Raw genomic sequence first — 2,620 nt, forward strand, 5'->3', positions numbered from 1 at the left:
TGGATATTCCGGAGCATGTTGACCCCCTAAAAGCCGGAATGTTTTGGAATGTTAAAGTAGCCTGATTCGCTGGAATCGCCTGCCATTCTGGCACATGTTGACCCCCTTAAAAGTTGAGAACGGAATGTACCGGAGCATGTTGACCCCTCTAAAACGGGTTTTGACATCGTGTACCGGAGCATACTGACCCCTCTTAGCGTTGGTTTTGGTTTATTTAGTGATCTTTTAATGACTAAAAGCAGATCACTGATGGCTGGAAAACCAAGACCTATGAGCCAGATTAAACAACTTTTACGATTACATTCTCAAGGCTATTCCATCAAGGCTATTGCCCGTACGCTCGGTATCAGCAAGAATACTGTGAAATCGTATTTAAGCAAACTGGAATCAGTGAATATCGAGCCGCAGGAATTATTGCAGCTGGAAGACCCTGCACTGGAAAACAAGTTTCATGCAGGCAATCCCGCTTATAAAGATCCAAGGTATGTGCATCTGAAGGGTAAGCTTGATTACTTTCGAGGTCAGCTTCAAAAAGTTGGCGTAACTAAAAAGTTACTTTGGGAAGAATACATTCAGAACTTCCCGCAAGGATACGGCTACTCTCAGTTTTGCTTCCATTTACACCAGCAGCTTGTGGCAGCCAGGTCGTCTTCGGTTCTTGTTTTCCAACCCGCAGATAAACTTATGGTGGATTTTGCGGGCAAGCCAATGCATTATATTGATAAGCAGACTGGTGAAGTGATTGCGTGTCAGGTGTTTGTTGCTTGTTTACCCTTCTCGGATTATGCCTTTGCTATGGCTGTACCCAGCCAGCGGATTGGCGACTTCCTGTATGCTCTTTCCTGTTGTCTTAATGAACTGGGTGGTGTGCCAAAGGCTTTGGTTCCAGATAATTTAAAGTCTGCCGTAATAAGAGCTGACCGTTATGAGCCGCAGATTAACCAAAGCCTGGACGACTTCGCCAATCACTATAATATGTCGGTGGTACCAGCAAGAGTGGGCAAACCAAAAGACAAAAGTAAAGTTGAGAACCAGGTCAAGCTTTTATACACCCGGGTTTATGCCAAGCTTCGTAACCGTCAGTTTTTTGATATCACTTCCCTTAACGACGCGATAAAAGAAAAGATCAACGAGCATAACCAGACGCGCATGCAGCGAAAGGATTACTGCCGTCAGGAACGGTTCCTAGCCGTAGAAAAACCACTGCTGTTACCATTGCCTGAGCAGCACTTTGAGCTGAAGTATTACTGTGAACCCAAGGTTGCCCATAGTGGTCATGTCTGTATCATGAAGCACTTTTACAGTGTTCCCTACGCGCTGACAGGCATAAAGGTAAAGGTTATTTATACCCGGAATATGGTCAACATTTATGCGCACGGAAAGATGGTCGCTGTTCATATCCGCAGCTATTTAAAGGGAGGATATTCTTCTGTAAAAGAACATTTGAGTTCTCAGAATCAGGCCTATCTGGACCGTAGCCCTACTTATTACCTTCAAAAGGCCAGAAGTAAATCCGAAGACTTATATCTTCTGGTCGAGCAAATCTTCCAGCAGGACCGTTATCCCGAGCAGCTCTACCGAAGCTGCGACGGTCTTTTTCGTCTGCACCGCGATAGCAATCCGGATAAGTTCGCAAAGGCCTGCCAGATCGCCATTGATAACGGAATTTACTCTTACCGATTCATTCAGAAAATCCTGGAAAATAACATGACCGATCATCAGGATGAGATAACTCAGCCTCAAACGCTACCGGCACATCACAACATCCGGGGCAAAGATTATTACATACAGTCTACCATTAACTTTTTACAAAATGAAAATTGAAGTGCAACTTAAAGAACTACGTCTGCATGGTATGTGCAGCAGCTGGCAGGCATTGCTGGAAACCCGAAGACATCATGAGCTCAATCTTGCCGAAGGTCTTGAACTTCTTCTGCAGGCAGAACACCAGCAGCGCAGTGACCAGCGTTTTGAACGGTTACAGAAGAACGCACAGTTCCGCTACCAGGCTTCCGTCGAAGAATTAAATATGGATAGCTCCAGAGGACTTGACCGTTCGCTGGTCACAGAACTGGCTACCGGCAATTATCTGTCCAAAGGCGAAGCCGTCCTGATCAGTGGTGCCTCAGGCGCTGGAAAGAGCTTTTTGGCATCGGCTCTTGGCCACCAGGCTTGTGCGCAAGGCTATAAAGTCCAGTACTACAACCTGCAAAAGTTGCTGTTGAAAACGAAACTAAGCCGGGTCGATGGAAGTATTTACAAGCTCATGGACAGACTCTCACGTTCAGAACTCCTTATTCTGGATGACTTTGGACTTACTCGGCTAGAACAGCAGCAGCGCATGGACCTAATGGAAATTATTGAGGATCGCCACGCGAAAAGGTCCACTATAATTGCAAGTCAACTGCCGGTTGCAAACTGGTATGATGTAATTGGGGAGGAAACAGTTGCCGATGCGATTTTAGACCGATTGGTCCATACTTCGTACCGGATCGAACTAAAGGGTGAAAGTTTAAGAAAAAAACGGTAAAATTGTCAGCCCATCAGAATCTCTCAGATCAGAACCTAAATTAAGGGGGTCAGTATGCCCGGTACGGGGTCAGCATCAACGGAATATCCA

The 2,620-nt window shown here is 45.7% G+C and carries 2 protein-coding genes; both read left to right on the plus strand.

From position 1 onward, the window contains the following. The first annotated feature begins 228 nt into the window (after positions 1–228). Positions 229–1,824, plus strand: coding sequence for an IS21 family transposase (gene istA, locus RB622_RS29910; protein WP_308050514.1), 1,596 nt, complete (start codon positions 229–231; stop codon positions 1,822–1,824). Next, positions 1,814–2,530 carry an IS21-like element helper ATPase IstB gene (istB, locus tag RB622_RS29915; protein WP_308050515.1) on the plus strand — a complete coding sequence of 239 codons (717 nt, stop codon included), beginning with the start codon at positions 1,814–1,816 and terminating at the stop codon, positions 2,528–2,530. The genes istA and istB overlap by 11 nt, the downstream gene beginning before the upstream one ends. Positions 2,531–2,620: the final 90 nt, after the last annotated feature.

Source organism: Dyadobacter sp. LHD-138 (assembly GCF_030929615.1).
In the GTDB taxonomy this organism is placed as follows: domain Bacteria; phylum Bacteroidota; class Bacteroidia; order Cytophagales; family Spirosomataceae; genus Dyadobacter.

What these genes read in the sequence shown, in the direction of transcription:
- istA (WP_308050514.1), top strand. Translation starts at nt 229, where the DNA reads ATGACTAAAAGCAGATCACTGATGGCTGGAAAACCAAGACCTATGAGC.
- istB (WP_308050515.1), top strand. Translation starts at nt 1,814, where the DNA reads ATGAAAATTGAAGTGCAACTTAAAGAACTACGTCTGCATGGTATGTGC.